Raw genomic sequence first — 25,624 nt, 5'->3', positions numbered from 1 at the left:
CTCCGCCTGACAAGGATCCCCATGACCGCGAACACCCCCGTCCACGCTTTCACCGACGACGCCCTGGGCGACCTCGACGCCACCGGCGTCGCCGCCCGGATCGAATCGGGTGAGGTGACCGCACGGGAAGTCATGGAGGCGTCGATCGCCCGCGCCGAGGCCGTGCAGGGGCAATTGAACGGTCTGGCCTGCACTGATTTCGATCGCGCCCTCGCCAGGAGCAACCGGCCCGCCAAGGGCGTCTTTGCCGGTGTTCCCACCGCGATCAAGGACAACACCGACAGCGCCGGCCTTCCCACCCAGCAGGGCAGTACCGCCTTCACCGCGATCCCCGCCAAAGCCGACAGCGATTTCGCGAAGCAGTTCCTCTCCACCGGGGCCATTTCGATCGGCAAGACTCGACTACCCGAGTTCGGATTCAGTGCGTCCACCGAATACATGACGGAAGAACCCGTCCACAACCCGTGGAATCCGGCGTACTCGTCGGGCGCTTCCTCGGGTGGCGCAGCCGCGCTTGTTGCTGCCGGCGTACTCCCGATCGCGCACGCCAACGACGGCGGTGGATCGATTCGCATTCCCGCCGCTGCCTGCGGACTGGTCGGACTCAAACCCACTCGCGGCCGTACCGTTGCCGACCCCGCCGACAAGTCGATGCCGATCCGGTTGATCGCTCAGGGCGCCGTTACTCGCACTGTTCGCGACACTGCACGATGGATGTCTGCGGCTGAGAACTACTACCGCAATCCGCGACTCGCACCGGTTCGCCTGATCGAAGGACCCAGCTCAACCCGATTGCGCGTCGGCGTGATCGCTGATTCCGTGACTGTCACCAAGACAGACGACGAGACGCGCAAGTCCGTCGAAGCTACGGCCGAACTCCTTGCAAGCCTTGGCCATCATGTCGAGGACGCGGCATTGCCCGTCGGCCCCGAATTCATCGACGACTTCAGCATCTACTGGGGTTTCCTGTCGTTTGCCATCTCCACCGGTGGCAAACAAATGCTCGGACCCGACTTCGACAAGTCCGGTACCGACAATCTCACCAAGGGCCTCTACACGCTGTACCGGAAGAACCTCGTGAAGACGCCGCGCGTGCTCTACCGCCTGCGACGCCTCCAGCAGCAGTACAGCGCCATGTTCTTGAAGTACGACGTCGTGCTCTCGCCGGCTCTGGGACACACCACCCCTGAACTCGGATACCTCTCTCCCGCTCAGCCTTTCGAGGAACTCTTCGACAAGTTGATCGCGTACACGTCGTTCACGCCGCTGAACAACATCTCCGGCGGTCCCGCGATTTCGCTACCGATGCACCAGACCAGCAACGGTTTGCCGTTGGCTTCGCATTTCTCCGCTGATCTCGGCGACGAGCGCACGCTCCTCGAATTGGCCTTCGAACTGGAAGAGGCTCAGCCCTGGAGACGAATCCAGGACTGAGCCTCTGACAGAAACAATCAGTCGCGCGGTAACCCGAGCATGCGCTCACCGATCACGTTGAGCTGCACCTCGGTTGTGCCACCGTAGATGGTGGTGGCTCGGCCCGAAATGAGCTGCTCCATCGCCTTGTCGCTGGGCTGACCTGGGATGCTGACCGCTCCGGCAGCACCCAGCTCAGCGACGACGAACTCGGCGATCGACTGGCTGATCTTCATCGCCAACAGCTTGCCGACGCTCGACGTAGTACTCACGTCGATTCCCGAAAGTTGCTTGAGCACAACGCGGGAGCCGATGAGATCGATCGCCTGACTCTCCGCAACCAGCTCGCCGACACGGTAGCGGCCGATCGGGCTCAGGTCTGCCGACTTCGCGAACTTCAGCAGGTCGGTGTCCGAGGCGTACGCCTCCATCTTCTGGCTGAGCGCGACGCGCTCGCCGGCCAGCGTCGTACGTGCGACGTTCCAACCGTCGTTGACCTCGCCGACCACGTTCTCGTCGGGGATGAACACGTCGTCGAGGAACACCTCGTTGAACAGCGCCGAGCCCGTCATCTCACGCAGCGGGCGGACGGTGATGCCCGGTGTCGACATATCGAGCACGAAGTAGGTGATGCCCTGATGCTTCGGCTTGGTGGCGTCCGTGCGGGCGATCAGCATTGCCCAGTCGGAGAACTGAGCAACCGTGGTCCAGATCTTCTGACCGGTGATCTTCCAACCGCCGTCGACCTTTTCGGCCTTCGTCGACAGTGATGCGAGGTCGGAACCAGCACCGGGCTCACTGAAGAGCTGGCACCACACCAGCTCACCCTGCAGGGTCGGTACTGCCAATTCCTGCTTCTGCTTGTCCGAACCATGCGCTACGACGGCCTGCACGGCCCAAGTTCCCATCAGGAGCTGCGGCATCGAGATACCGGCAGCCTTGATCTCCTGGGAGATGACGATCTGCTCGAGCGGAGCGGCACTGCGTCCGTACGGCTTCGGCAGGTGCGGCTGGACCCACCCTCCGTCGCCGAGTGCAATGAGCTGGTCGTCCTCGTCGAGATCGACCAACTTGGCCAGCTCAGCCGCGATGTCGCCGCGGATCTCCTCCGCCTCGGGCGGAAGTTCGAGAACCGAAGCCCGGCTGACACCGTCAAGTGCCTGCTGCGCAACGCGATTGGCACGATCCTCGCGGGTGCCGAGAATGCCGCGGATCGAGAGTGCGCGGCGGTAGTACAGGTGCGCGTCGTGCTCCCACGTGAATCCGATACCGCCGTGAACCTGCACGCAGTCCTGCGCTACCTGCACTGCAGCGTCGGGAACGATGACCGCTGCGATGTCGGCGGCAAAATCTGCCGTGTCGTCGCCCTTGTCCAATGCGCTTGCCGCATCCCACACAACAGCGCGAGCCTGCTCGAGCGCAATGCCCATCTGCGCGCACTTGTGCTTGACGCCCTGGAACTGGCCGATGGGTCGCCCGAACTGCACACGCGTCTTGGCGTACTCCGACGCGGTGGAGACGCACCAGGACATGACGCCGACGTCTTCGGCGCCGAGAACGACTGCGGCAATGGACCGTACCCGCGCCTCGGTGAGACCGTCGAGTACCCGTTCGGCGCTGATCTGCGCTCCATCGGCTTCGATTCGCGCACTACCGCGCAGCACGTCGATGCTGTCCTGCACGGTGATCGAGACTGCGCTGCTCTCGAGCACGGCGTAGCGAACGCCCTCGGGCAACTGGATCGGAACCAGCAGTACGTCGGCATGTTCACCGCCGAGCACACCGTCGAGTGCGCCCGTGACCGTGTACCCGCTGTCCGACGCCTCAGCCGCCAACGGTGCACCCAAGGCGACTGCTGCCGTACGGCTTCCGTCGATCAGGCCGGGCAGGAACTCGAGTCCCGCCTTGGAATCGGCGGCACCGAGAACGGCGCTTGCCAATACCGTCGGAACAAACGGGCCGGGAGAGACAGTGCGGCCCAGCGCTTCCAGTGCCACGGCCAAGGTCAGCAGACCGGCGCCGTGGCCACCCTGCTCTTCCGGAACCGCGAGCCCGAGAAGGTCTTGTCCGACCAGTGCCGTCCAGAACTCGGGGAACTTGTCCTCGGTCCGTGACTCCACCGCCGCGCGCACCTGCTCGGTGGTGATGGTGCGCTCGGCGAAGGAGCGCACCGAATCTGCAAGCGCGGTGTGCTCCTCACTCAGCCCGAGGCCGAGTTCGTATGCGTTGCGTGCCATGCGCTTACAGACGTTCTGCGAGGTCGGCGGTGGTCCAGGGACCCTCGCTCTCGATGGTGTTCACGCCGTGCCAGCCGGCAAGTTCCGTGATGGCCCCACCCTGAACGGCGTACACCTTGCCGGTGAGCTTGCAGTCCGAGGCCGCGAGATATGCCACGAGCGGCGAGATGTTGGACGGCGCAAACGCGTCGAACTCCCCCTCTGGAACCTCGGCCGCGAAGAGCGCACCCATACCGGGTGTCGCCAGCGTCAGTCGAGTACGCGCGATCGGCGCAATTGCGTTGACTCGCACGCCGTAGCGATCCAGTTCGTCTGCGGCCACCAAAGTCAGGGCCGCGATGCCCGCCTTGGCGGCGCCGTAGTTGCCCTGGCCCGCATTCGGCATGAAGGTACCCGAAGCCGAGGCGGTGTTGATGACCGAAGCATTGACGGTCTCGCCTGCCTTGCTCTGGTCCTTCCAGTACGCGGCAGCGTGGTGCAGCGTCGCTGCGTGCCCCTTGAGGTGCACGGCAATGACTGAGTCCCATTGGCTCTCGTCCATGCCCGCAATGAAGGCGTCACGAAGAATGCCGGCGTTGTTGACCAGGACGTCGAGTCGGCCGAACTCGCTGACGGCCTGCTTGACGAGGCCCTCGGCGCCGTCCCAGGTGGCGATGTTGTCGGTGTTGGCGACGGCCTTGCCGCCTGCAGCGACGATCTCGTCGACTACCTGCTGCGCGGGGCCGGCATCTGCACCCGATCCGTCGTTTGCACCGCCGAGATCGTTGACCACGACGCTCGCACCCTCACGAGCGAAGAGCAGCGCATGCTCACGGCCGATGCCGCGTCCTGCTCCGGTGATGATCGCTACGCGACCGTCGAGACTTCCCATCAGTTCAGATTCCCATCAGTTCAGTTGTCGGACATGAAGACTCATTTGTCGGTGATGACAGCAAGGCCGTCCTTGATGACCAGGTCACCAACCGCGCTGGTTTCGTACGAGTACGACGTGGCTCCGTCTGCCGAACCCGACTTGTAGAACACCGTCTCGATGTCCTGGGTCGGAAGCACGGGCTTCGCGAATCGCACTGCGAGACGGCGCAACCGCTCGGTCTCGCCGCCGGCCAGTTCGGTCAGGGCTCCCCACGACGTGAACGCCATGGTGCACAGCCCGTGGTTGATGATTCCGGGGAGCCCGGACATGCGAGCGATCTCTTCGTCGAGGTGGATCGGCATCGGATCGCCGGACGCCGGCGAGTACCGGAACGTCTGGTCCTCGTCGATGTGCTGATTCACCACCGCTGCCGGACTACCAGTACGAAGAGCGTCGTCGAATCGGTGTTCGGGAGCCTTCTCACCCAGGCCGGGACCCGCGTCGACCTTGCGGAAGAACGCCGTCATCCACTGCTCGTTGACCAATTCGCCCTTGTCGGTTTTGGTTTCGACGTAGATGACGACCGTGGAACCGTTGTCGCGACCCTCGAAACCGATGGGCTTGGCGCGCGCGACCAGATGGTCACCGGGGTAGATCGGACGGTGGAACAGGAAATCCTGCTCACCGTGAACGAGCTTCATCAGCAGTTCCACCGGTGCCACCGACAGGGCAGCCGGTGCCATCGACATGAAGACGGGTACCACCGCGAAGACCGGCGGAGCGATCTCGCCCTTCAGATGTCGCTCGATGGGATCGTTGGTGGCAGCGGCGTATTCGGCGATACGCTCGGCTGTCACCTCGAAGTGCTCCGGATCAGTCCATACATCCAGTCCGGAAGTATCGAATTCGACCGCGTTGGTCTTCGGTGTCGTCATCGAGCGTTATCCGACCAGCTCGGCGAACTTCGCCAGCGAAGCCTCGAGGTCAGCCTTGGCGTTCTTGGCGACTGCCTTGCCGATCGGCCCGACAATCATGGTGCCCTTGAAGCTGGCGTCGACGGTTGCCTTCGAGCCCGCACCGTCGGCCTCGACCGAGAGGATGAATTCGACGGTGACACCGGCCATTCCGGTTCCGGCGATCTTGACCATCTTCGGAACCTCGACCTCTTCAACGGTCCACTCGATCTTGTTGGCCATACCCATCACGGAGACGACCTCGGTGAACTTGGCGCCCAGCGCAACCTCGGTGGGGAGTTCACTCTTCCAGCCCTGGTGAATGGTGAGCCACTCTTCCCAGCGAGACAGGTCGGAGAGCGCATCCCAGGTCTTCTCGGGGGACGCGGGCAGTACGGCGGAGACGGAAACGGAAGCCATGATGAAACTCCTAGTGGGTAGCTAGCGGGTTGAGGGTGTGATTCAGCGTGCGTAGGGCTTGTATGCGGTCACGACGACTGCGCCGCCGAGGCCGATGTTGTGCTGGAGAGCAACCTTCGCGCCGTCGACCTGACGCTTGTCGGCGGTACCGCGGAGCTGCCAGGTGAGTTCGGCGCACTGTGCGAGGCCCGTTGCTCCGAGGGGGTGACCCTTCGAGATGAGGCCGCCGGACGGGTTGACCACCCAGCGTCCGCCGTAGGTGGTGTCGTCGGCGTCGACGAGCTTGCCGCCGTCACCTTCGGCGCACAGCCCGAGCGCTTCGTAGGTCAGCAACTCGTTGGTGGAGAAGCAGTCGTGGAGTTCGATGACGTCGACATCGTCGGCGGTGATCCCGGCCTGTGCATATACCTTCTCGGCGGCCTTACGGGTCATGTCGGCGCCGACGAGGCTGATGGCGCTCTTGTCCTCGAAAGTGCTGTTCATGTCGGTGACCATGGCCTGTCCGACGATCTCGATCGCCTGAGCAGCAAGCCCGTGCTTCTCGACAAATGCTTCGCTGGCGATGATCGCCGCGCCGGATCCGTCGGACGTAGGCGAGCACTGGAGCTTGGTGAGTGGCCCGTGAATCTGGCGTGCTTCGAGGATCTGCTCGAGGGTGTACTCGTCCTGGAACTGCGCGTACGGGTTGTTGAGCGAGTGCTTGTGGTTCTTGACGGCGATCTTCGCGAACTGCTCAGCAGTGGTTCCGAAGCGTTCCATGTGCTCGACGCCGGCCGCGCCGAACATGTACGGAGCGGGCGGCATCGCGAACTCCTGCAGCTCGGCGAGAGCGAGGAGGTGCCGCATGAGTGGCTGTTCGCGGTCGTCGTAGGTGGATCCGAGCGACCCGGACTGCATCTTCTCGAAGCCCAGCGCCAATGCGCAGTCGGCCTGACCGCTCTTGACTGCCTGCGTGGCGAGGTAGAGCGCGGTCGATCCCGTCGAACAGTTGTTGTTGACGTTGACGATGGGGATACCTGTCAGACCCAGCTCGTAGACAGCCCGCTGACCTGCGGTGGACTCGCCGTAGACGTAGCCGACGTATGCCTGCTCGACCTCGGAGTAGTCGATACCTGCGTCTTCGAGCGCCTTGGTACCCGACTCGCGTGCCATGTCGGGGTAGTCCCACTCGCGGGATCCCGGCTTCTCGAATTTCGTCATGCCGACGCCGACGACAAAAACCCTGTTACTCATTGCCACTCCTGAAGAGAACGGTATCTGTGTGTGACACGCTGTCCCACCAAAGTATGTGAGACATCTTGTCCAGTCAATGGCGGGGTGAGTATCGTTCGATTTATGACAAAAACAGCCGAGTCGGCGCAGCCCGACGGGCGCAGCACTCGCTGGAACGATCACAAGGAGCAGCGCAAAGCGCGGATCCTCGACGCAGCCCTCGACGCAGTCAACGAAGGTGGCGCCGACGTCGGCGTCCAACAAATCGCCGAGCGCGCCGACGTCCCCCGTTCCGTTGTCTACCGGATCTTCAAGGATCGAGCCGACCTCGACGAGCAGCTGCGAGTCCGCATCCTCGAGATGATGATGACCGACCTGACCCCCACCCTCACGCCGCAAGGCACCGTCGGCGAGGCTATCTCGCGGGCCGTCGACACGTACCTTCGCTGGATTGTGAAATACCCACGACTGCACCACTTTTTAGGCAAGGGATCCCCGAGCACCCGAGCCACCGGTTCGAAAGTGGTGACCGGAACTAAGACAGCCATCGCCGTCCAGTTGGGAAACCTGTTGGGCGCGATTCTCACCAGCCGCGGCAAACCGTCGAAGATGGCGGAGCCGTTGGCTTTCGGCGTGATCGGCTTGGTCGACGTCAGCGTCAACCGTTGGCTCAGCCAACCAGGTTCCGACGTGACCAGCGCAGAATTGGCCGAATTCCTCGAACGCTCCATCTGGCAGGTTCTCGACGGCAATCTCCGGAGCATCGGCGTCGATATAACGCTGTCGACCCCGATCGCCGACCTGTGACAGTCACCGAACTACCCTGGACACTCGACGGACGCGGACTTCGACTGATCCACGTCCCATCACCAGTCCTCCACGCACTGGGTGACGATGACGCTACTCTCGCAATGGAACTCGCACCCGAAATCCTGACCCCGTATCTCCTCGGCGAAGAATGCCAGGGCTTGTGGCGCTACCGGAGCAAGCAGATAGCAGAGAACCCGCACGACAGCGCTTGGATCACCCGCATCGCGGTCGACACTCGGACGTCGACGCCGGTGGGGTTGGCCGGATTTCACGGCCGCCCCGACGCGCGTGGGATGGTCGAGATGGGATATCGCATCGACCCGGCGTTTCGACGACAGGGCTACGCACGAACCGCCCTCGAGATACTTCTCGACGTCGCGAGTCGCGAATCCGAAGTACACATCGTTCGCGCGACCATCAGCCCGGACAATGCCGCATCTCGAAACCTGATCAGCCAGTACAATTTTTGCGAAGTCGGTGAGCAGTGGGACGAAGAAGACGGTCTGGAAACCATCTTCGAAGTCAGTGCCTCTCGATCGGCCGAGGCCGCCAGCGATTGATCACACCGAATACCGACAAGGTAAGAATGTCGGGAGTCAACCGCACGGCAACATCACGCATCGCCGCCAGCGGGCGACTCGCCGGCATCACGACGGTTGACATGTGCCGCGAAATCCATTGAACAGCTAGAACTCTACGACGCCGAGCCTTTGTGTAGCCAGCGAGATCGTGCGCATAGGCAGCAAGAGTAACGGCGTCCTCGATCGCCAAAGCGGCACCTAGCCCGAGGTGGGGGCGCATGGCATGAGCGGCATCTCCGATCAACGCAACTTTGCCGCGTGTCAACAACTTCGGGGTCCGAATCTCGAGCAACTCGTTCTCGATGATGCGAGCCGGATCAGCGTTCGCGACCAGTTGCGACACCGGTTCGGGCCAGTCGGCAAAATACGCGAGACTCTCGACGCCGCGTTGCGCACCCGCGAAGGCGTAGGTGCGGTTGCCCGCCAACGGGAGAATCCCGAACTCCCCTCGAACCCCCCACACCTGTCCGACAAAATTCGGCGGTGGGCCATCGACGATCCAGCGCCAAGCTGACACTCCGGTATGTACCACGGCTCCCTCGCCGGGCCAGAGCTGCTGTCGCACAACACTGTGCACACCATCCGCGGCAACGACAAGGTCGTATCGAGCAGTATCACCGTCGGTGACTATCTCGCCGCGGCCGTGATCTCCGCAGCCAACACCCGTCACCCTGACTCCGGTGCGTAGACACTCGGAGGGGAGGGCGCGAACCAACACCTCGATCAGATCGGCGCGGTGGATTGTCACCAGATCGCGTCCGCCGGCGAAGTCACCAATTCTGCGCGTCACCAGATTTTGCCCGCGCAGATTCCTGATCGCGCCCGAGCTGTACGGAAGGGAGTTAGCCCTGACCTGTTCGCCTACACCGATTTCGTCCAACGCTGCCAGCGCGTTGGGAAACAGCACGACGGCGGCGCCTACCTCCGTGAACTCGGACGCACGCTCGTACACGGTGACATCCCAGCCTGCTTTGCGGAGCGCGATGGCAGCCGTCAGCCCGCCAATTCCCCCGCCGACGATTCCAGCGCTTTGTCCTTCCGGCACGGGTCAGATCCTCTCCGGAACTGTGACAGCCGTCAACCCGCTGGTGTTGTCGGTCCAGTGAATGGCTCGATTCTCCAGCATTACCGGCGTCCACAACCTGTATGTCTTCACCTGATGGTGATGACGACACAGGCATTGGAGGTTGCTCGCAATGGTCCACCCACCACGTTTCGGATCGGATGGATCAAATTCGGTGACGTGGTCGAGTTGGCACCTGTTCGCGGGCACCGAACAGCCAGGGAATCGGCAGTGCCCGTCGACAGCCCGTACCAATGCGGCCAGTGCCGCTCCCGGAGCGTAGGTCAGCGCGCCGGGAGGTGGATCGGGCTGGGCGCCATGCCCATCCGATCTTCGAACTATGTCCGGTGCGTTCGCAACCTTCAGTTGCATTGCCCGAATCCGATCGCCGCAGCCGTTCGGTTCGCGGCCCGGGCGATCAGGCCGGGTGACAGGCGGAAGGACAGCCGGAGCATGTTGCCGGCGCGGTCGATTTCCGGCGGTCTGGGCCCGGAAATCTACGAACAAAGCCTGCCAGGTGGAATCAGCAGCAAGCTCGCGAGCAAAATCAGGATCGATCGGTCCGTACCCGTCGATGCTCGCGGGATCTGACGTCAATCCGAGGAGCGTCGCCAGATCACACACGATGTGCAACAACGGCTTCCGACGTGAGAATGTAGTTGATTGGGCTGCCGTGGATGCAGCCTCGCACGTTTCGCTGCCACACTGGCACCGTAGCCCGTTCTCGCCGTGCAGGAGAGCGACCAGCGCATCGGCCCTACGGGTCGAGACATTTCGCGGATCGTTGGTGCAGACACTTCCGGCGGCCTCGTTGATCAGGCCGAGCGCTTCGACGGCCTCGCTGGCGCTGAGTGTTGCCTGCAACTGCGCGAGGCCGTGACGGTCGGCACGCGTACGAACATCGCGGTGCTCCAGCATCTTCCGGCGACGTTCGGCAGCAGCATCCGGATCGTAGGCAAAGAGCTGACGTTCGATGTCGCGCTCGAGTTGCCCGGGAGGAAGACGGTGCGCCGAGGCCAGTACCCGGCGCTCGAGTGCTGCGATCGCCTCGGGGTCGGCCCCGGTGAGTCCGTCGACAATCTTGCGCACACGCGCATAGTCCAGCTCGCCGGCGGCGAATGCGGCCTTGGTGAGCGGAAGGAACTCGCGTAGGGCGTCACCGATCTCGATGTGGACTTCGGCAGTACGACGTGAGCAAGTGAGCATGACCGCTATCTCGTTGCATGCGATCCGCCACGCCTTGTCGACATCACCGGACGCGTCAAGTTCGGCATTGAATCTCGACTCCGACAACATGGATGCGCCGAGCACCTTCTGCGCGGCAAGCATGTTCTCACTCTGCGCCATTGCAAAGAGCATGTCCGGCAGCATGAGTGGATCGACGACAGGACGGCCGTCATCGACGGATGTCCCCACACCGCTCGTCAATCCAGCATCGAACATACATTCGACACTAGACCCGCCCACCGACAAGAAAGCTAGAGTGCCGGTTTGTATCCCTTACCCTGCATCCACGCCAGCACGTCCAACACCCTGATGACCGGAACGGATTCGTCGAGACCTGCACGTGCACGTAGATCGAGGAGTCGACTCTGCAACTCGTCTTCCCGCATGGCTACGCGAACGGGTTCCAGGTGGGCCGACTTCGTTCCCAGCTCTCGACCGATGACGTCGTCGTAGATCGGATAGAACTTCGGACGCTTGCGGGCTATGAGCTTGGACGCCATGGTGCGTCCGACGCCGTGAATCTCTCGTAGCGCCGTCTCCAAACGCCACACCGGAGATTCCGGGGTGAAGGGGTCGGGTTCGTTCGAGAGATCGCGATCCGGTCCGACGTCGGCCAGAAGGCGGTTCAATTCGGCGTTGTTTTCGCCGAGAAGGAAGAAGGCTCCCTGAGCCGGAACCTGCACCGACAGAAGCGTCACCGCAACAAGGTCTTCCGCGGTGAAGATGTTTGCATCACGCTCGCGATTGCCACTGGGATCCCAGGAATCCCACAGCGCGCCGGTTCGCAGATACCCCGTCTTGCGGAGCGGTCGCGTGAAGTATTCCTCCAACACGTCGAGCGCGCCGGAATCGTCCCCGTCACGCAGCACACGTGGGAGGCGGATGGGCAACTGATCAACCATGGTCGAGCGACCTTTCCAATACGTACTTGGCAAATCCGGAGTTGTGATACTGCCGGAATGGGCCCTTGCCCTTGGCAACAAGATGCTCCGCGAGTGGACGTACCGTCGTCACGTCGACGGGCAGTTGAGCAAACTGCTCCAACGCATCCGAGTCCTCGAGACTGCAGTCGATCACGGTCCCGTTGCCGTCGGCCGACGCCAATTCCGTGCGTCTGATGGCGACCAGATCGTGCTTGGCGTCGAGTTCTTCGATGCTGCAGCCGGTTCGCGATTCCAGTGCCGAACTGGACACGTACACGGACATCACGTGCTCGATCGGCTCACCGCCGACGAGATGGCACTCGACGCTCAGAATCTCCATCGGACCGATATTGAGCGTGAACAAGCGATGGCGCTCCGCCGATCGGTTGGTCGACGGCAGGCAACTGATCGTCCACTGTTCGATCTCGACGGTGGCCGGAGCGTCGAACGCGTAGGAGAGAACCTCGGCAATCAGCTCTGCAAGATCTTCGAAGAGCGGGTCGCGCTGCAACCGCTCGAAATTCTCGACAGAAGCGGCGGGACGCACAGGCGCCTTGCTCACGCAGGTCCCCTCTCGTCCGGTGCTTTGCTCTCAGACCTCGCGTCCAAGGTACCCAGCCCTACGCGGGTCTCGCGCGTTCGCCCTCACATACACCCTCGCGTTATGGTTCTCGACACGTACCACCGCCTTACCGATCGCTAACTCGAGGAGCACACGAAGTGGAAATCAAGGGAACCGCAGCACTGGTCACCGGAGCGGCATCAGGCCTCGGCGCCGCAACAGCCAAGCGCCTCGCCGACGCCGGCGCTACCGTCTTCGGCCTGGATCTGCCCGCGTCGATCGAGCGCGCAGGCGACAACGTCCCCGCCGGCGTCACCCTCATCCCCACCGACGTGACCAGCGGCGAAGAGGTCGAAGCAGCGATCAACCAGATCGTCGAGTCGGGCTCCCCGCTGCGCATCGTCGTCAACTGTGCCGGTGTCGGCTGGGCCGGACGCATCCTGTCGAAGAAGGGTCCGCACGACCTCGAGCTGTTCCGCACGGTCATCACCGTCAACCTGCTCGGCACCTTCAACGTCATGCGCTTGGCCGCCGACGCAATCGCCAAGACCGAGGCCGTCGACGAGTCGGGCCAGCGCGGCGTCGTCATCAACACCGCGTCCGTTGCCGCCTTCGAAGGACAGATCGGCCAGATCGCGTACTCCGCTTCCAAGGGCGGCGTGCACGGCATGACGGTTCCGGCTGCCCGTGACCTCGCGCAGTTCGGCATCCGCGTCAACACGATCGCTCCCGGCATCATCGACACCCCGATGCTCGCAGGCGTCACCGACGAGTACCGCAAGGGCCTCGAAGCCGGCGTTCCGTTCCCGTCGCGTCTGGGCCAGCCGTCCGAGTACGCGCAGCTCGCGCAGATGATCGTCGAGCACGACTACCTCAACGGCGAGACCATCCGCATGGACGGCGCACTGCGCATGGCGCCGCGCTAACTTCCCTGCTGTGCGCCTTTATTAACCGCCCGCGGTTAATAAAGGCGCACAGCTGTCAGAACGCATGAAAATATCCACCATAGGTTTGTGCAGTTGCGCTCAGGTACTCGGCCACTTCCGTCGCCGGCATCGGTCGACTGATGTAGTAGCCCTGGACCAATTCGCAACCGGCGGTGCGCAAGAGCCTCAACTGGTCGGCTGTCTCCACGCCTTCCGCCAACGACTGCATTCCGAGCGCCTTCGCCACCTCGACCACCGACGTGACAACTGCCGAATCACCTTCGCTCAATTCGGTGATGAACGACCGGTCGATCTTGAGAATGTCCAATGGCAGTTTCTTCAAACTCTCGAAAGACGAATAGCCGGTTCCGAAGTCGTCCAAGGCAATCGCAATCCCGCTGGCGCGTAGGCGATCCAACTCGGCGACGGCAAGCTCCTCCACCGCTCCCGTTTCTGTGATTTCCAGCTGAAGTCGTTTGCTGGACAGACCGGTTGCCTCCAGCGCATCGTTGACTGCTGATCCGAAGCCGGACGACATCAATTGCACCGGAGAGACGTTCACCGTCACGTAGGTGTCGTCGGGCCACGTCGTCGCCTCGGCGCACGCCATGTGCAGAACCTGGAGCCCCAACGGGACTATCAAGCCCGTCTCCTCCGCGACATCGATGAAAATGTGCGGCGCGAGCACTCCTCGCACCGGATGATTCCAGCGAAGCAGTGCCTCGAATCCCTCGACGCGTCCATTGTCTGCCAGAACCTGCGGTTGGTAGTACAGCTCGAACTGTCGGGACTCGATCGCAAGCCCAAGCTCTTGCAGGGCCGATGCTCGTTCCCTGGCCCGCGCCCGCAGCACCGGTGAGTATCTTCCTACCCGGTTCTTACCAGCGGATTTTGCCGCATGCAGCGCCAGGTCGGCGGACATGACAAGGGTGTCGGCGTCTTCGGAATCTGCCGGTGCACTGGCATAACCAATCGATGCCCGAACCTCGATGCGATTCCCCCGCACGAAAAACGGTTCGCGCAATGCAGCCAGATAACGTGCGAACACCGTGCCGCCGTCCTGCGACCCACGCACGATGAGCCCGAATTCATCACCACCGATTCGGGCACACATGGCACCGTCAACCACCCAATTGAGCCGTGCAGCAACGGAAATCAACAATTTGTCTCCGACGGGGTGCCCTAGCGTGTCGTTCACCGACTTGAAATTGTCGAGGTCGAGGATGCCGACAAGAACCTGCTCGCCTGTACGGACGGTTCCGAGCGCGTCGGACAGCTCCGTGCCGAACGTCCGGCGATTCGGAAGCCCGGTCAGTCCGTCGGTTGCAGCCAGCCACAGAATTCGCCGTTCGTAGCTGTACTTCTCGGTGACGTCCGAACCCACGCCGCGCCAACCCACGAACTCCATGACCTCGGAATGCCTGGGATGACCCGACAGTGACCACCATCGGTCGACTCCCCCGACACGCACCGGAACAACTACCTCACGAAACGGCATCATGCGGGCCAGATGGTCTCCGATCACCTCGGACGCGGCTCGACCGCTCTTCGTCGAACCGACGTCGAGCCGATCCAACAATCCGCGCAGCGACAGGGTTCGCAGGTCGGAAACGGGCACGCCCGAAATCTCCGACAGCCGAGCGGAGGTGTGCGACAACGTCCCGGTGTTGTCGACTTCCCACAGCCAGTCGCGGGAACCGCCCTCGAAATCGTCGAGGAGCAAACTGACTGTCTGACGCTCGGCAGCAGCCTCGAACTCGGCAAGACAACGACTGCGGAACGACGCCCACAGGTAGACGACGCCGACGCACAGAATGCTGATGTAGACAACGAGCTGAAATGAAAGGACGAAGTATTCGGCTGTCGCCCCGGCAAGCATGACGAACAACAATCCCAGACCGTGCACCAGTATCCAGGCCAACCCCAGCGACCGAACCGTCGAGAGCGCAACTGCACCGGCACCCACCACACCGGCAATGGTCGCGATCAGAACCAGCTTTCGTGAACCGTCTATCACCGGAAGCATCTGAGCCGCGAGGATCGTGTACAGAACGCCCAGCAGTACCACTTCGAGCATGAGAGCCCAGTAGTCGTACCGAGTCGTGTGCTTGGGCGAATAGCTATCCCCCTGAATGACCCTGGGTAGCCATACACGCACCGAGTTGAGGATGATCGCGAGCGTTGCGGCTCCCCAGATCAGGCGGAACTCTTCGTACCCGGGAGGCACGACATAGGCCAACAAGGCGCACGCACTGAAGAAATTCGCGACGTTGGCCAGCGGAGCGACCGTTGTCACTTGACGGACTTGGCGAGAGAAGAGGTCGCGCCGCTCTACTTCGGACAGTTCGGCGTCGCTCGCACTCGAAGTCAGCCTGCTCAGCATGCAACACCCTCCATCGTGGAGCCGACCAGATGAAGGTAGCGCGTGCGCGCAGTCGAGACACCCTGTGGGAGACAATTGGGTAGCGAACCCCCTTGCCAACTTGGGCATTTCATACTTTTAGGACATTGGAGGCGCTACGACGGACCGATCCACCCCGATACTGCACACCTAAGGGCGTTACCGGAGCCACAAAATCTTTCGGCTGACGCCGCAACTGCTCAGTCGGAGCCTCATAGATCCGCTCCGGAAACTGTTGCAACCACAAATCCTGGCACCCTGGCGGGATACCGCTGCCGCCATTCCCAAGGGGATTCGACGACCCCGAGAGATAATCAAAGGGCTGAATCTTCCATGACTCGAACACATCCCACGATGGCGACAACTCATTCGGCACAAAGTTGGCGAAGGCCGACACTGCCTCTTGACTCGTTCCACCGCCATCGGCGTCCCATGTGCCGCAGGCGGATACGCCAAACATCGACGCGCACGCCACGAGAGACACGAAACTCCTCAGCCGATCACTGTTCCACTGCAGCGGTCAGGAGCGAGTGAGCCCGACTATGGCTCATTCGCCGGACCGATCCACTCCGGATACTGCACAGCCACCGGCATCGTCGGCATGACAAAACCAGGAGGCGAAATCAGCGCTCTACTCCCGAGTCTATCTGCGGTAAACATCGGGAATTCCTGCTTCCACCAATCGATGCACCCTTGCGGGGTTTCATTGGTGAGAAATGACGTGTATTCGACAATGTTCCACGTTCCGAAGACGTTCCAGGACGGCGGATGCTGCGCACGCGGATCACGCGCAGCCGCATCAGTGTCGACAATCCCCGCACGACCCGGCACGTCCGAGGTATTGACCAGAGCGATACGCACCGCAACATGAAGAACGATGTCACTCCGGTATTTCGCCGGGTCCTCGTACACGCGGTAAGTACACACCGTCGCCGACACCCGGCCGGCATCCGCTGAATAGTCGACGATATTGCGGAACCAGGTATATCTGTCCTGAAGGTACTTGCCGTTCTCGGTACGAAAATCGTGATCAGCAGGAAACAACCCGATGTCGCTGTCACGAACCGCATCAAAATAGCCCGGAAACTCAGCCTCCGGCCCGACAACAAACGTGTAGACGGCCGCTTCCTCCGCCGCGCGAATCAACTCTGCCCCGCGACCGAACAAATCGACACCCGGACTCGCAGACCACACAGTCGTATACGGAAACTCACGTACCGGAACGACCTCAGCGGGAGCCTCCGAACCGCCACCGCCGCACGCCGAACTGCCAGCGACACACATCATCGCCAACACCGCAGACACAATCCGACTAGTGCGCATTCCACACCACCGCGTCATACGCATCTTGCATTCTGTCGTCATGCCCATCGCGAGGGTTACCGAACATGGAAAACATCGTCAGGAAATCACCGGATATTTCGTTCATTCCCAGCGCCCCGGACTGCACTTCGTACCAGGGGCGCAGATTTCTATCCTCATCGAAGGCCCATCTGTACGTATCCACGAAATCAGCTGGTAAATCTGCAGCATTCAGGATGTTGTAAGACTGTCTCACCGAATCAAACCCACCGATCGTCGCCACCTCTGCCCCTGAAGGTTGTGCACCAATAATCGACTCCTTAAACGGATCTCCACCGGCTCCGATCATGGCGTTCATGAGATCCCCGCCAGGTAGGATTCCAATACCGAGGGTTCCAAGACTCATCATGGCTCCGTACGCATTGTTCTTGCGCGCATATATTTCGGCAGCCTGTCTGGCCTGATCGTCGTAGCCGTCCTGGATGCCGAGCTGCAATCCTCGGTCGGTCAGCGCTGCAACCCTTCCTGCCGTATCCAGGTTATTGGTCGAGCTCGGATGCATCGGGTCGAGTGCGTACGCACCTTGCTTCGCAAGCATCTCTTGATACGCCGCTTGCGTAAAGTCCGTACCAGCCGTTTCGTCGGTATTCATCAGCGCGAACACGTTTGTCGAACCCTGGAAGTGGCGCATTCCATCTGGATCAATCCATCCAGCAGTGTCGAAGCCAGGGAGATATTCCGGATTGGCCCCAGCAAGATCCAAGATGTATGGGCTCATGCTGCGTGAAACTGTTTGCAACAGATCTGGATTGAGCTGACCGGTCGATTGGCCGTCGGCTTCGGGAATGTTGGAGAGCAGTTTCCACGCTTCGTCGGTACTGACCGCCGCACCGACAGCCGACATGATGCTGCCGGTACGAGTTGCCGTAGCCGCGTCGGTGGGATCATTCGGGTTTTCGACTGTGGCATCGCCGGTCGGGAAATCGAAGAGCGTCGACGCAGCTTTACCGCCGTCAGTCCAGTTGTGCGACAGTACATCCTTCACAAATCCGCCGCCGGATTCCGGATTGTTCACGGCGGCATCGACGGCAATTTTGTCATCTCCTACAGCGGCGAAGATCTGCTCGGTGATCGCCATATCCTGGGTACCACGCCCATCGACCATGAAGTACTCGAATTTATGTTCCGGGTTCTGTTCATGAGCTACCTGCGCATCCAGGTATTTCTGCCCCACATCGAGAAGCGCACAGTCGAGGGCACTGCCGCTCTTGTACTGATCCTCGCCCATCGAAACGATGTCGGCGATCGCCTGATTGTCGGCAACGCCGTTGAGTGCAATGCTGGGAAGGCCGGATCCGCCGACTACTTCAAAGCTGTTTACCACCAGGTCATCCCGAGTCAGAGACTCTCGCATCTTGTCGGGTAGAAGGTTCAGACCGCCCTTGTTCGGCACGTCCGTGGTGGCAAGTTCGGCCGCAGACTGCTCGTCACGACTGCGGAACTGTTCGGCGACGTTGATCATGATGTCGCCGGTCTCGCCCAACCGTTCCCGCAATGAGGGAACCAGCACCCCCTCGACAAGCTCGTGCGAGATCGCTGATGCTTCGCGAAAAGAGGTCAGCACCGTATTCGCAGGCGCAAAAGGGGGATTCCCGAGCAAGGGCCCAGGCGCCATGGGGACAAACGTGCCCCAGTGGCCGGAGGAGCACCGGCCGACGGTCCCACGCTCAGCCGACCAGCTTCATCCGCGAGCCCGTGCAGCACCCCGCCCAAGCTTTTCAATTCAGCGATATCTGCCGCAAACGTACCCACGATCCCCCCTCGGACGTACGAGTCAGCCCCCCTGACTCGTGCAACGTCGGCCAAGTATACGTCGAGACCGCCGGCTTACAGGTCCGAGGCGAGTGGAATTTCCTTCTCCGCACGGTCCGTCATCCACTCACGTAGAACCTTGGTGGCAATGACGTCGTCCTCGTTGTACTGCAGGATCCGTGTCCGCTGCGTCTCGTCCGACTCACCGTCGTAGCCGACCGCCTCGCGGTACCACGCCATCGACGCTTCACCACCGGCTTCGGCGTCACGCCATTTGAACCCGGCGACGGGGGCAATCTTCTTGAGTCCCTCCGGAAATTGCATATCCATCGACAATGTTGACAGAACACGAACGGGCTGAAACTTATGACACATCAGCCGGACCGATCCACCCCGGATACTGCACACCCAAGGGCATTACCGGAGCCACAAAGCCTTTTGGCTGGCGCCGCAACTGCGCAGTCGGAGTTTCATAGATCAGCTCCGGAAACTGCTGCAACCACCAATCCTGGCACCCTGGCGGAATACCGTTGCCGCCATTCGCAGGGGGATTCGACGACCCCGAGAGATAGACGTAAGGCTGAATCTTCCACGACCCGAACACATCCCAGGACGGCGTACGGTCCCCAGGCTCCCCTCGCTCGGGATCGGAATCGACAACGCCCGGCAAACCCGGACTCTCGCCCCGATTCTTCAACACAATTCGATACGCGTGGTCCGGAAACTCTACCGACCAGTTTCGCCCCTCCGTCGTATTGATCATGTAGCTGCACACCGTGCCCGACACCTCGGTATCCGTTGCAGAGTAGTCGGTGATGTGAGCAAATACGGTCTCCCCCAAAGGAGCCAGATACTCTGCCCGCTCAGCGAACCGTGTGCTCTGCCCCGGGCGCGGTTGTTCCACAAGAGCCGAGGTATAGCCTGGAAAGAAGTCGTCGACCTCACTGATCACAGGCCAGTAGCGTCTCGGCTCGAACGCTGCTCGCAGCAGTTCCGATCCACGCGAGAACAAATCGACGCCGGCATCTGCTGACCACACGTTCGGCACAAAGTTGTCGAAGGCCGGGACCACTTCGGCGGTCTCGCCACGACCCTCGGGATCCGATGTACCGCAGGCAGATACACCCAGAGCGACACATAGAGACAAAACCGCTACGCTCCGAACGCGCTTATCCATCGGTCAGCACGACGATTTGATATGCATGCAAAATGCCATCCGCATCGGTACCACCCAAGACTTCGAACATTTCCGCGCAGTCCGCACCAAGCTTGATATCGTCGGGCTCAGTCTTCACCATCTGATTCCAGCTCATCAGTTGCCCCGATTCGTCGAAGTACTTCCCGTACTGATCCCGGATCTCATGGGCATCTCGGGCACTGCCCCTCAGAATGTTGTAGGTGTCACGCTGAAAATCAGGAGGGTTGAGGGCCGCCTGATCTGCCCCACCCGGAGGCTTCCCGATCATCGCACTCTGCAAGGAATTCCCCGAACTATCGATCATCAAGTTCCCGCAATGAGGGAACCAGCAAACCCTCGACAAGCTCGTGCGAGATCGCTGATGCTTCGAGAAAAGAGGTCAGCACCGTATTCGCAGGCGCAAATGAAGAATTCCCGAGCAAGGGCCCAGTCGCCATGGGGACAAAGGTGCCACCAGTGGCCGGAGGAGCACCGGCCGACGGTCCCACGCTCAGCCGACCAGCTTCATCCGCGAGCCCGTGCAGCACCCCGCCCAAGCTTTTCAATTCAGCGATATCTGCCGCAAACGTACCCACGATCCCCCCTCGGACGCACGAGTCAGCCCCCCTGACTCGTGCAACGTCGGCCAAGTATACGTCGAGGCCGACGACTTACAGGTCCGAGGCGAGCGGAATTTCCTTCTCCGCACGGTCCGTCATCCACTCACGTAGAACCTTGGTGGCAATGACGTCGTCCTCGTTGTACTGCAGGATCCGTGTCCGTTGCGTCTCGTCCGGCTCACCGTCGTAGCCGACCGCCTCGCGGTACCACGCCATCGACGCTTCACCACCGGCTTCGGCGTCACGCCAGTTGAACCCGGCGACGGGGGCAATCTTCTTGAGTCCCTTGCCGTTCGGGCAGATGAACTGATCACTCACCGCTTGATAGATGTCGACCCACTGTGGACTGTCGATGAACTCACGGATCTCGTCCTTGCTCGGAATCCCGGGTTCACCGGCAAACCTGCGCGCCGAGTCCAACAGCCACTTGTCTTCGGCTGAACGCGAATAGCAGTACGCAGCAAAGGTTTTACCCGAAGCAGCGGCCGCGGCACGCTCCGCCATCAGCCAGCCCCAGAACTCTGCGAACGACCGCGCCTCGTCACGCGTCGGCAGCGGATCCCACGTCGCAAATCCTCGATACATCGAGAAGCCGCCGACATTGAGCAACGTCCCCCACAGGTAGGCGCCGTGCTCCTGATAGCTCTCCATGTCGACGTCGATCTCGATGTCCGCCCGAGTCACCGAGATCTTCTCGAACCGCCGCACCAACGGAGCATCCACCAACCACGCCTTGGCGATCACCACTGCGTCGTCGAAATTTCCGTGCGGCCAATCCTCTAGCGGCTCACCGTCCCAGGCGGCCAGCTGATCGATCGTGTTGCAGCCGACGTCGCGCAGAAGCTCGGCCCGCGATCCGACAGCGACGAGGCTGACGTCGCGGTTGCGGACCAACTCCTGCTTGCATTCCGTCCACCACGGGCACGACTTGCACTCGCTCACCTGTGACGGAGACGTCAGCACCTCACCGCGGGCAACAGCGATACGGTCGGCGAAACGCTCGTCGTAATCGTCGAGAATCGCGCTGAGGTCGTGGACGAGGATGCAGTCTCCGTTGTATCCGATCGCGCCTGCCGTCAGCGACGGGCTCGCCAGCCCACGACGCTCGAGCATCCGATAGACCTGCGCGACGCGCATCTGATCGCGGACCTGACTGCGGACCTTGCGTTTGGGATCGACCGCCGGCTCCCACTCGAAGAGCCCCGAGGTGATCGCGCCCTGACCCGGATCGGTCACCTTGTGATTGACGACGATCACGGGGATGTACCCGCCGCCCTCGTCGTCACGGATGAGCATTTCGCAGCGGCCCTTGCGGCCGGTATCGCGCTCGACCGGCAGGACCGCGCCCCAGATCCGGTCCGCGCCGGCCTCACAGGCAGCCAGAGTGTCGCGAGCCTGCGCCGACGCCGATTGATCGGGGTTGATCTTCACCCAACGCTCGGGAGCAGCGCCGATCACCAGGTCGGCGATCTCCGCGCGCTTCGCGATCGCGGCATCCTGGCGCTGCTTCACGCCGGTGTCGACGGGTTCCGAAGCCGATTTCCCGGGAAACAACCCGTCCAGACGCACCCGATGACGGCATCGGGTCAACGCCCCCGAATCGATGATCGGGAGCTGGGGCGCGGGGTTGTTAACGGAACACACGATGACGAAGATTATGTGCTCCCCTAGGCTGAAGCCGAAGCGCAGGTACCTGGCAACACACAAACACCTGGAAACGGGGTCCTTTTCGATGGGGTTGTTCAAGAAGCGAAAGTCTCGTGCCACCCGCAAGGCGGAGGCAAAGGCTCTCAAGCACAAGGCTGAGGTCGAGGCGAAGCTCAACGCCAAGAGCCAGCGTAAGCGCGACAAGGTCGAGACCAAGTCGCTCAAGAAGCTGGAGAAAGCCGAGATCGAGTCAGCGCACAAGATCGAGAAGGCGCAGATCGCGACCCTGAAGGCGCAGGAGAAGGCCGCTGCGAATCAGGGCCTGACCGTCGCCAAGGTGCGTAAGTACCTGGGTGTGGCACGTCTGCTTGCCCCCGTTCTCCTGCCGATCGCCTACCGTGCGGCCACGGCAGTGCGCGCCCAGCTCGACACCACGCGTGCACAGAAGATGGGCATCGCCGTCGACCAGCTCGGTGACTACACCGGTCACGGCGCGAAGTTGAGCGCTCGTATCGCCGGTGCCGAGAGCTCGGTCACCGAGATCCTCAGCCGCAAGCCCGACGACGCGGAGACGCAGCGTTTTGCCGCCGCCATCCGTGAGCGCCTCGGCGACCTCAGCACGGCAGTTCGCGCTGCGGAGCAGATGCCGCAGGCTCGCCGTAAGGCAGCTCATCAGGCAATTTCTTCCGAACTCGACGGCGTCGAAGCAGATCTGCTCGCACGTCTCGGCGTGCGCTAGACCTGAGTAAGCCAGTGAGAGCAGCCGAGCAGACCGCGACCCTCCGGGGGACAGCTGTCGGTTCCGCTTCGGCTGCTCTCGCTGTCGCTGCGCACGGAATCGGTGGAGGCGAGCTGCCACAGTCGTCGTCGCTGACCCTGCTGCTCGCGGTCTGCGCAACCGTCGGCGCTGTGACGGCCACCCTTCCAGCCCTCTCTCGGGGGCCCGCTGCACTGATCGTGGCTCTCGGCCTGGGTCAGCTTGCCGCACACACCACCATGACGCTCTCCGAGCACGCTCATTCGCCCGCTCCGGGATTGGTGATGCTCGGTGCTCACGCCGGTGCCACCGTCGCCTGTGCGGTGGCGGTCCTGGCCGCCGAGCGCCTCTACCGGGTTGTCACCCACGCTCTTCACGTCGTCCTGGCGCCCCTGGCGCCCGCCGCCGTCACTTCCCGCGGTCACACCGTCTCGACCGGAATCCATCACGGACCCGTCGACGCTCTACTGCGCGCCAGCATCTCGCGGCGCGGTCCTCCTGCCCTGGTCTGAAGATTCGTAGAACTCCCCACCCCTTCACCAGACCAAGAGGACACTTCCCGACATGAAGAACACCCTGATTTCGCGTGCGGTTGTCACGACCGTTGCTACCGGCAGCGCCGTGCTGCTGGCCGCCGGAATTGCTTCAGCACACGTCAGCGTCGTCGCACCAGGAGCTACGCAGGGCGGATACTCCGTTCTCACGTTCCGCGTGCCCACCGAATCCGACACCGCTTCGACCACCAAGCTGACGGTGGCGCTCCCCGACCTCAAGTCGGCACGTACCGAACCGTTGCCCGGCTGGACCGCCGTCGTGGAGAAGGACCCCACCACGTTGGTCGCCAAGTCCGTGACCTGGACCGCCGACCCCGGCGTCGGAATCGCACCCGGCCAGTTCCAGCAGTTCGTTCTTTCGGCAGGCCCGCTGCCGGAGCAGGAAGAGGTCGAGTTCAAGGCCGTCCAGACGTACAGCGACGGGAACGTCGTCAACTGGGATCAGGAAGAGCTTGCCGACGGCAGTGAGCCGGACAAGCCCGCGCCGACGCTGACTCTCGCCGCATCCACCGGCGATGCCCACGGAGCCCCCTCTGCCGATAACGCTGCCGAGACTTCCGCCGCATCCGAATCTTCTTCCTCGGACAACACCGCCCGCTGGCTCGGCGGCGTCGGCCTGGTGCTCGGCGCGTTGGGCGCTGCACTCGGCCTCGGCGCACTGGTCAGGAGCAAGCGCTGATGAGTACCCGGATCAAGGTCATCGCCGTCGGCATGCTCGCGATGCTGGCCACGATGCTCGGAATGGGCACTGCCAGTGCACACTCCGCGGTGGTCGGCTCCAACCCGGAAAACGGCGCGTCCGTTCAAGTTGCGCCTGACAAGGTTTCGGTCACGTTCAACGAGGCCCTGCAGGCGCAGTTCGCGGCACTGACCGTCACCGGCCCGGACGGCAACCTCTGGACCAAGAGCGATCCGTCCGTCGAAGGTCCCACTGTCAGTGCAGACCTCGGCGATCTCGGACCGACCGGCGTCTACACCATCGCGTACCGCGTCACCTCCGCTGACGGTCACCCCGTCAACGGAACCCTGACCTTCACCCTCACCGAGGCAGGGTCGGGAACTCCCGGCGCGGCAGCCGCGTCGAGCACGGGTGAGTCGGAGTCCGGCAGCATGCCGGTGTGGATCTTCATCGTCGCCGGCGTCGTCGTATTCGGCGGTGCGCTGTTCTTCGTGCTCCGTAAGCCGAAGTCGAGCTGATCGCGTGACGGGTACGGCAAACAGGTGGTGGTTGCTGTTTGCCGTACCCACAGCTCTGCTGGGAGTCCTGATCGCCTGGGGTCTCGCCAGCCCGTCGGGACCCGAATCGTCGAGCACTGTCCGCGTCCTCGCAATCGGATGCGGCTCGTTGACGCTCGGTATCGCGACTCTCGCCTGGATGGGTCGCGGTGAACGCCGCCCGGCAACGAAGCCCGCTGTCATGTGGACCCAGCTCACCGCCGCGGCGGCGGTCTGGCTCGTTGCCGAGATCACGCTCCTCGTACTCAATGCCGCGGCGGCCGACGGCGCCCCGGTCACCTCGCTGACCATCGGGCACTTCGGCGCATTCGTCTCGGAGGTCAATGTCGGCCGCGTCGGCGTCGCGATCATCGCGTGCGCGTTTGCCGTCGTCTGCTACGGCGTCTACGGATTCACCAATCCCGAGACCGTTCCCGTCGCACCGGCATTGGTCGTCTCCGCGTTGGCCCTCGCTGCCCGCCCGATCACCGGGCACATGGCGCAGCAGAGCTTCGGATCGATCCTCGACGCCGTTCACGTCCTCGCTGCGGCCTTGTGGTTCGGCGTGCTCGCCGCACTCGCGCTTGCCGTACCGTCGCGCGGTGCGTGGGCGATCTGGTTGCCCAAGTACTCCGCCCTCGCCTGGCGATGCGTCCTCGCGTTGGTCGTCACCGGTATCGTCAACGCCGTCGTGCGACTCGACTCGCTCTCCGCCTTCTACGACACCGCATACGGCCGGGTGATCCTCGCCAAGATCGTGGCGGTCGCACTGCTCGTCGCGCTGGGTTGGTGGTGGCGCCGGACGTGGGTGGTCGCAAGTGCCGCACACCGCATCAGTGCGGACGGATCCCTGCGCCGCGCCGTCGGTGAAGTTGTCTTCATGGCCATCGCTTTCGGGCTCGCCGCGGCCCTTGCGACAACTGCGTAAGACGTGCCTCAGCGCGACATTTCGTGACCCG

Annotated in this window: 25 protein-coding genes and 1 pseudogene; 9 read left to right on the top strand and 17 right to left on the bottom strand. The window is 62.4% G+C overall.

The window, feature by feature from the left end; translation table 11 throughout:
• The first annotated feature begins 21 nt into the window (after positions 1-21).
• Complete coding sequence (locus tag ACFT1A_RS01090) at positions 22-1,434, top strand: amidase (RefSeq protein WP_378445489.1); 1,413 nt, start codon at positions 22-24, stop codon at positions 1,432-1,434.
• A 17-nt stretch (positions 1,435-1,451) separates the two neighbouring features.
• On the opposite strand, the gene ACFT1A_RS01085 is transcribed toward ACFT1A_RS01090, so the two are convergent.
• The 5 genes from ACFT1A_RS01085 to ACFT1A_RS01065 are packed head-to-tail and all read right to left on the bottom strand — an operon-like array spanning position 1,452 to position 7,109.
• The gene (locus ACFT1A_RS01085; RefSeq protein ID WP_378445487.1) at positions 1,452-3,650 is read right to left on the bottom strand and encodes an acyl-CoA dehydrogenase; all 2,199 of its coding nucleotides are present in this window, start codon (positions 3,648-3,650) and stop codon (positions 1,452-1,454) included.
• Positions 3,651-3,654: 4 nt separating this feature from the next.
• Positions 3,655-4,521: an SDR family oxidoreductase gene (locus tag ACFT1A_RS01080; RefSeq protein ID WP_378445484.1), complete on the bottom strand. Its 867-nt coding sequence runs from the start codon at positions 4,519-4,521 to the stop codon at positions 3,655-3,657.
• A gap of 41 nt (positions 4,522-4,562) precedes the next feature.
• The gene (locus ACFT1A_RS01075) at positions 4,563-5,438 is read right to left on the bottom strand and encodes a MaoC/PaaZ C-terminal domain-containing protein (protein ID WP_378445482.1); all 876 of its coding nucleotides are present in this window, start codon (positions 5,436-5,438) and stop codon (positions 4,563-4,565) included.
• A gap of 6 nt (positions 5,439-5,444) precedes the next feature.
• The gene (locus ACFT1A_RS01070; RefSeq protein WP_030535858.1) at positions 5,445-5,876 is read right to left on the bottom strand and encodes an SRPBCC family protein; all 432 of its coding nucleotides are present in this window, start codon (positions 5,874-5,876) and stop codon (positions 5,445-5,447) included.
• Between the two features lie 42 nt (positions 5,877-5,918).
• Positions 5,919-7,109, bottom strand: a complete 1,191-nt coding sequence (locus ACFT1A_RS01065) for a lipid-transfer protein (RefSeq protein WP_230816081.1) — start codon at positions 7,107-7,109, stop codon at positions 5,919-5,921.
• A 102-nt stretch (positions 7,110-7,211) separates the two neighbouring features.
• On the opposite strand from ACFT1A_RS01065, the gene ACFT1A_RS01060 reads away from it, so the two are divergent.
• Positions 7,212-7,895, top strand: coding sequence for a TetR/AcrR family transcriptional regulator (locus ACFT1A_RS01060; protein WP_317553691.1), 684 nt, complete (start codon positions 7,212-7,214; stop codon positions 7,893-7,895).
• Positions 7,892-8,458: a GNAT family N-acetyltransferase gene (locus ACFT1A_RS01055; RefSeq protein ID WP_378445479.1), complete on the top strand. Its 567-nt coding sequence runs from the start codon at positions 7,892-7,894 to the stop codon at positions 8,456-8,458. The genes ACFT1A_RS01060 and ACFT1A_RS01055 overlap by 4 nt, the downstream gene beginning before the upstream one ends.
• Here the strand turns inward: ACFT1A_RS01055 and ACFT1A_RS01050 are convergent.
• The 4 genes from ACFT1A_RS01050 to ACFT1A_RS01035 are packed head-to-tail and all read right to left on the bottom strand — an operon-like array spanning position 8,421 to position 12,254.
• Positions 8,421-9,524 (bottom strand): FAD-dependent monooxygenase, encoded by a 1,104-nt coding sequence (locus ACFT1A_RS01050; RefSeq protein ID WP_378445477.1) that lies wholly within the window; start codon positions 9,522-9,524, stop codon positions 8,421-8,423. The genes ACFT1A_RS01055 and ACFT1A_RS01050 overlap by 38 nt on opposite strands.
• A gap of 3 nt (positions 9,525-9,527) precedes the next feature.
• Complete coding sequence (locus tag ACFT1A_RS01045; protein ID WP_378445475.1) at positions 9,528-10,985, bottom strand: DUF222 domain-containing protein; 1,458 nt, start codon at positions 10,983-10,985, stop codon at positions 9,528-9,530.
• A gap of 35 nt (positions 10,986-11,020) precedes the next feature.
• Complete coding sequence (locus ACFT1A_RS01040) at positions 11,021-11,671, bottom strand: DUF6308 family protein (protein WP_378445473.1); 651 nt, start codon at positions 11,669-11,671, stop codon at positions 11,021-11,023.
• Entirely contained in the window at positions 11,664-12,254 is a 591-nt protein-coding gene (locus tag ACFT1A_RS01035; RefSeq protein WP_378445471.1) for a hypothetical protein, read from the bottom strand. Before ACFT1A_RS01035 ends, ACFT1A_RS01040 begins: the two co-directional genes overlap by 8 nt.
• Before the next feature lie 158 nt (positions 12,255-12,412).
• On the opposite strand from ACFT1A_RS01035, the gene ACFT1A_RS01030 reads away from it, so the two are divergent.
• On the top strand, positions 12,413-13,180 hold the full coding sequence (locus ACFT1A_RS01030) for an SDR family NAD(P)-dependent oxidoreductase (protein WP_003944195.1): 768 nt from the start codon (positions 12,413-12,415) through the stop codon (positions 13,178-13,180).
• 55 nt (positions 13,181-13,235) lie between these two features.
• Here ACFT1A_RS01030 and ACFT1A_RS01025 read toward each other — a convergent pair whose 3' ends face one another.
• From ACFT1A_RS01025 to ACFT1A_RS00990, 8 genes and pseudogenes are all read right to left on the bottom strand, one after another.
• Positions 13,236-15,563, bottom strand: a complete 2,328-nt coding sequence (locus ACFT1A_RS01025) for a putative bifunctional diguanylate cyclase/phosphodiesterase (RefSeq protein ID WP_378445469.1) — start codon at positions 15,561-15,563, stop codon at positions 13,236-13,238.
• 109 nt (positions 15,564-15,672) lie between these two features.
• A complete protein-coding gene (locus ACFT1A_RS01020; protein WP_378445467.1) occupies positions 15,673-16,065 on the bottom strand; it encodes a hypothetical protein in 393 nt (130 codons plus the stop codon).
• A gap of 56 nt (positions 16,066-16,121) precedes the next feature.
• Positions 16,122-16,868: a hypothetical protein gene (locus tag ACFT1A_RS01015; protein WP_378445465.1), complete on the bottom strand. Its 747-nt coding sequence runs from the start codon at positions 16,866-16,868 to the stop codon at positions 16,122-16,124.
• Between the two features lie 25 nt (positions 16,869-16,893).
• Positions 16,894-18,543, bottom strand: a complete 1,650-nt coding sequence (locus ACFT1A_RS01010) for a hypothetical protein (RefSeq protein ID WP_378445463.1) — start codon at positions 18,541-18,543, stop codon at positions 16,894-16,896.
• A 227-nt stretch (positions 18,544-18,770) separates the two neighbouring features.
• Positions 18,771-19,007: pseudogene (locus tag ACFT1A_RS01005) on the bottom strand (ribonuclease H-like domain-containing protein); the annotation flags it as partial.
• Positions 19,008-19,059: 52 nt separating this feature from the next.
• Positions 19,060-19,647, bottom strand: coding sequence for a hypothetical protein (locus tag ACFT1A_RS01000; protein WP_378445461.1), 588 nt, complete (start codon positions 19,645-19,647; stop codon positions 19,060-19,062).
• Between the two features lie 217 nt (positions 19,648-19,864).
• Positions 19,865-20,197, bottom strand: a complete 333-nt coding sequence (locus ACFT1A_RS00995) for a hypothetical protein (protein ID WP_378445459.1) — start codon at positions 20,195-20,197, stop codon at positions 19,865-19,867.
• 346 nt (positions 20,198-20,543) lie between these two features.
• Positions 20,544-22,100, bottom strand: a complete 1,557-nt coding sequence (locus tag ACFT1A_RS00990) for a TM0106 family RecB-like putative nuclease (RefSeq protein WP_378445765.1) — start codon at positions 22,098-22,100, stop codon at positions 20,544-20,546.
• 124 nt (positions 22,101-22,224) lie between these two features.
• Between ACFT1A_RS00990 and ACFT1A_RS00985 the strand changes: the two genes are divergently transcribed.
• Genes ACFT1A_RS00985 through ACFT1A_RS00965 form a run of 5 tightly spaced genes read left to right on the top strand, consistent with a single transcriptional unit; the run spans position 22,225 to position 25,593 of the window.
• Positions 22,225-22,878 (top strand): DUF6474 family protein, encoded by a 654-nt coding sequence (locus tag ACFT1A_RS00985; protein ID WP_378445457.1) that lies wholly within the window; start codon positions 22,225-22,227, stop codon positions 22,876-22,878.
• A gap of 14 nt (positions 22,879-22,892) precedes the next feature.
• Entirely contained in the window at positions 22,893-23,408 is a 516-nt protein-coding gene (locus ACFT1A_RS00980; RefSeq protein WP_378445455.1) for a hypothetical protein, read from the top strand.
• A 52-nt stretch (positions 23,409-23,460) separates the two neighbouring features.
• Entirely contained in the window at positions 23,461-24,129 is a 669-nt protein-coding gene (locus tag ACFT1A_RS00975) for a YcnI family protein (protein WP_378445453.1), read from the top strand.
• On the top strand, positions 24,129-24,647 hold the full coding sequence (locus ACFT1A_RS00970) for a copper resistance CopC family protein (protein WP_283305760.1): 519 nt from the start codon (positions 24,129-24,131) through the stop codon (positions 24,645-24,647). Before ACFT1A_RS00975 ends, ACFT1A_RS00970 begins: the two co-directional genes overlap by 1 nt.
• A 4-nt stretch (positions 24,648-24,651) precedes the next feature.
• The gene (locus ACFT1A_RS00965; protein WP_378445451.1) at positions 24,652-25,593 is read left to right on the top strand and encodes a copper resistance D family protein; all 942 of its coding nucleotides are present in this window, start codon (positions 24,652-24,654) and stop codon (positions 25,591-25,593) included.
• The last annotated feature ends 31 nt before the right edge of the window (positions 25,594-25,624 follow it).

Source organism: Rhodococcus sp. NPDC057135, from assembly GCF_042670865.1.
Lineage (GTDB): Bacteria > Actinomycetota > Actinomycetes > Mycobacteriales > Mycobacteriaceae > Rhodococcus_F.
The sequence above is the reverse complement of the archived record's forward strand: the minus strand, read 5'-3'. Positions and strand labels throughout refer to the sequence as shown.